The sequence below is a fragment of the Geobacillus zalihae NBRC 101842 genome (assembly GCF_001544135.1).
GTDB lineage: Bacteria > Bacillota > Bacilli > Bacillales > Anoxybacillaceae > Geobacillus > Geobacillus zalihae.
Map to the genome: position 1 here is coordinate 1 of NZ_BCPV01000114.1, position 3,722 is coordinate 3,722.

Here is a 3,722-nt window from a genome sequence, read left to right on the forward strand (position 1 = left end):
GGGGCTGTTTCCCCATTTGGGTCAGCCCCTTTTTCATTGTTTGGCCGTTCATCCGGCCTTTTCTTCCGTCCGTGCCATTTCATTCAGCTCACTATGCTTGCGGCCGTAGATAAAGTAAATCACTAAACCGATCAGTAGCCACGAGACAAAACCGATCCATGTCGTCGCCGGAAGCTGAAGAACGAGGTAGCCGCAGAATAAGACAGCCAAAATCGGGATGACTGGGACAAACGGAACGCGGAATGCCCGCTTTAAGTCCGGCTGCGTTTTACGCAGCACCAACACGCCGATCGAGACGGTGATAAAGGCAAAGAGCGTGCCGATGTTCGTCAGTTCCGCCAATTTGTTGAGCGGAATGATGCCGGCAAATACCGCTACAGCCGCTCCCGTCAGCCACGTATTGACATACGGCACTTGGCGCGTCGGGCTGATGCGAGCAAACACTTTCGGCAGCAAACCGTCGCGGCTGATGGCGTAGAAGAGACGCGTCTGCCCATACATCATCACAAGGAGCACGGTCGTAATGCCGGCGATCGCCCCGAGCGAAATAAAGCCCGCCACCCAGTCTTGGTGGATATAGTTTAACGCAAACGCCACTGGGTTTTTCACGTTGAGCTGCTCGTACGGAACGATGCCTGTCAATACGAGCGAAACCGCAATATACAACAATGTGCACACAAGCAACGAGACGATAATGCCAATTGGCATATCGCGCTGCGGATTGCGCACTTCTTCCGCCGCCGTCGACACCGCATCAAAGCCGATGTAAGCGAAAAACACCGTCGCCGCGCCGGTCGCTACGCCAGAGAAGCCATACGGCATAAACGGCGTCCAGTTCTCCGGTTTGACGTACCAAACACCGACCGCCAAAAAGAGCAGCACGACCGCCACTTTAATGGCAACGATCACCGCGTTAAAACGCGCCGATTTTTTGGCGCCTAAGTTCAACAAAAACGTAATGAACAGAATAATTAAAATCGCTGGCAAATCGATGAACGTCCCTTTCCCCGGATCATACGCGCTCGTGAGCGCCTTCGGCAGCTCGATGCCAAAACCGGCAAGCAACCCTTGGAAATAACCGGACCAACCGACAGCGACCGCCGACGAAGCAATCCCATATTCCAAAATCAAATCCCAGCCTAAAATCCAAGCGAATAATTCACCGAATGTCGCATAGCTATATGTGTATGCGCTCCCTGACACCGGCACCGTCGAGGCGAACTCGGCGTAGCAAAGCGCCGCAAACACACACGCCAACCCAGACAAAACGAACGAAAGAACGAGAGCCGGACCAGCATGTTCCGCCGCCGCCACCCCGGTCAAGACGAAAATGCCTGTCCCGATAATGGCGCCGATGCCGAGCATCGTCAAGTCGAATGCACCTAACTCTTTTCGCAGCGAAGCTCCTTTCGTCCCCGACTCCTTAAGCAACGATTGAATCGGTTTTTTACGAAACAAATTCATAGATGTCTCTCCTTGTCGTTTTTTGTAGAAAATTGTTGAATTTTGTTGTCGAATACAGTTGACATTCTACATGATCCTTGTTTTTTTGTAAAGTGCGAAAATAAGAAAAACAGCAAAAAAATTTTCTCCGTTTTGTGCGGTAAAGCAAAAAATAGTTTTTAAAAATAACAAAAAACATCAATTTACAAATTTTTCAGATAAATGTATAATGAATGTGTGACAAATTTGTGTCAGAAAGGGGGGCACATCCACCGTTTGCGGCAGAACAGTTCATAGTCCTTTTTGAAAACGCTTTAATGACAAGGAGGGATTACAATGGCAGTGAAAAAACAATCAAGGGCCGACCAGGGCGGCATCAACTATGATGCCATCGCTCAATCCGCTTCGTTCCGCGGGCTCATTCAGGCGAAGAAGCGCTTCATCATCCCAGCCACCGTCTTTTTCTTCGTCTTTTACTTCGCCCTTCCGGTGTTGACGTCGTATTCGAAAGCGCTCAACGCACCAGCGATTGGGCCGGTCAGCTGGGCGTGGCTGTTTGCCTTTGCGCAGTTTATTATGACATGGGCCTTATGCATCCTTTATTCGAAACGCGCAGCACAATTTGATGCCATCGTCGAGCAAGTGAAGCAAGAAGCAGCGGAAGGAGGAAACACGTAATGCACGGGCTCGCCTTTTTCCTCTTCCTCATTATCGTCGCCTTGACGCTTGTCATTACGTACTACGCCTCGAAACGGACGAAAACGACAAGCGAATTTTACACCGCGGACAGCAGCCTCACCGGCTGGCAAAACGGGCTCGCCATCGCAGGCGATTATATGTCCGCCGCATCCTTCTTAGGAATCGCTGGCATGATCGCGCTGACGGGATTTGACGGCTTCTTTTACAGCATCGGCTTCCTTGTCGCTTATCTTGTCGTCTTGTATATCGTCGCCGAACCGCTTCGCAACCTCGGCAAATACACGATGGCCGATATGATCGCCGCCCGTTTTGACGATAAGAAAGTGCGCGGCGTCGCGGCGTTAAATACGATCGCCATCTCGATTTTCTATATGATCGCCCAGCTTGTCGGCGCCGGCGGCCTCATCAAGCTTCTGTTGGGTCTAGACTACATTTATTCCGTCTTGATCGTCGGCATTTTGATGACGGTGTACGTCGTCTTCGGGGGCATGACAGCAACGAGTTGGGTGCAAATCGTCAAAGCCGTCTTGCTGATGGTCGGTACGTTTATCATTTCCATCATCGTCTTTGCCAAATTCGATTTCAGCATCGCCAAAATGTTCCACGAAATGAAAACAGCGACGCCGCTTGGCGAGGCGTTTTTAAACCCGGGCAACAAGTTTAAGGATCCACTCGATACGATTTCACTCAACTTGGCGCTCGTGTTGGGGACGGCCGGGCTGCCGCACATTTTGATCCGCTTCTTTACGGTCAAAGACGCCCCGACTGCGCGCAAATCGGTCGTGTATGCGACATGGATCATTGGGCTTTTCTACGTCATGACGATCTTTTTAGGCTTTGGCGCCGCCGCGTTTGTCGGCTATGACAAAATCGTCGCCGCCAACCCGGCCGGCAATATGGCCGCCCCGCTGTTGGCGGAAGCGCTTGGCGGAGATTTCTTGTTCGCTTTCGTCTCTGCCGTCGCCTTTGCGACGATTTTGGCCGTTGTCGCCGGACTTGTGTTGTCAGCCGCCTCGGCGTTTGCCCATGACTTTTACAGCCATATTTTGCGGCGCGGCCAGGCGACGGAAAAAGAACAAATGCTCGCCGCCCGCTGGGCATCCGTCGGCGTCTCGGTGTTGTCGATTTTGTTAGCGCTGTTTGCACAAAAAATGAACGTCGCGTTCCTCGTATCGCTCGCATTTGCGGTCGCCGCCAGCGCCAACTTGCCGACGATCGTATTCACCATTTTCTGGCGCCGCTTTAACACGACTGGAGCGATTACGGGGATGCTTGTCGGCCTGATCAGCGCCTTGGTGCTCGTCTTCTTCAGCCCGAACGTCTGGTCGCCGCAGCCGGGCGCCGCCATTTTCGTCGGCGAACCGCTCTTTAAGCTCGCCAACCCGGGCATCATCTCGATTCCGCTCGGCTTTATCGGTGCGATCGTTGGCACGCTCGTCTCGTCGAAAAAATCGGATGAAAAGAAATATACGGAAATTGTCGTCAAAGCAAATACTGGGATAGGACGCGTGTAACACAGCAAAGAAGGGGCTGGCCCAAAACGTGCTTGCGTTTGGGCCAGCCCCAATTAGCATTATAAC

The 3,722-nt window shown here is 52.1% G+C and carries 3 protein-coding genes; 2 read left to right on the forward strand and 1 reads right to left on the reverse strand.

All coding sequences use genetic code 11. From position 1 onward, the window contains the following. Positions 1-48 precede the first annotated feature (48 nt). On the reverse strand, positions 49-1,464 hold the full coding sequence (bcaP, locus tag GZ1_RS17455) for a branched-chain amino acid transporter BcaP (RefSeq protein ID WP_060788996.1): 1,416 nt from the start codon (positions 1,462-1,464) through the stop codon (positions 49-51). Positions 1,465-1,779: 315 nt separating this feature from the next. Here bcaP and GZ1_RS17460 point away from each other — a divergent pair, with 315 nt between their 5' ends. Together GZ1_RS17460 and GZ1_RS17465 are read left to right on the forward strand one after the other, a co-directional pair. Beyond that, positions 1,780-2,121, forward strand: coding sequence for a DUF485 domain-containing protein (locus GZ1_RS17460; protein WP_020755959.1), 342 nt, complete (start codon positions 1,780-1,782; stop codon positions 2,119-2,121). Beyond that, on the forward strand, positions 2,121-3,656 hold the full coding sequence (locus tag GZ1_RS17465; RefSeq protein ID WP_033009100.1) for a solute symporter family protein: 1,536 nt from the start codon (positions 2,121-2,123) through the stop codon (positions 3,654-3,656). Before GZ1_RS17460 ends, GZ1_RS17465 begins: the two co-directional genes overlap by 1 nt. The last annotated feature ends 66 nt before the right edge of the window (positions 3,657-3,722 follow it).

Coding starts and splice junctions, on each gene's coding strand:
- GZ1_RS17465 (WP_033009100.1), top strand. CDS start 2,121: ATGCACGGGCTCGCCTTTTTCCTCTTCCTCATTATCGTCGCCTTGACG.
- bcaP (WP_060788996.1), bottom strand. CDS start 1,464: ATGAATTTGTTTCGTAAAAAACCGATTCAATCGTTGCTTAAGGAGTCG.
- GZ1_RS17460 (WP_020755959.1), top strand. CDS start 1,780: ATGGCAGTGAAAAAACAATCAAGGGCCGACCAGGGCGGCATCAACTAT.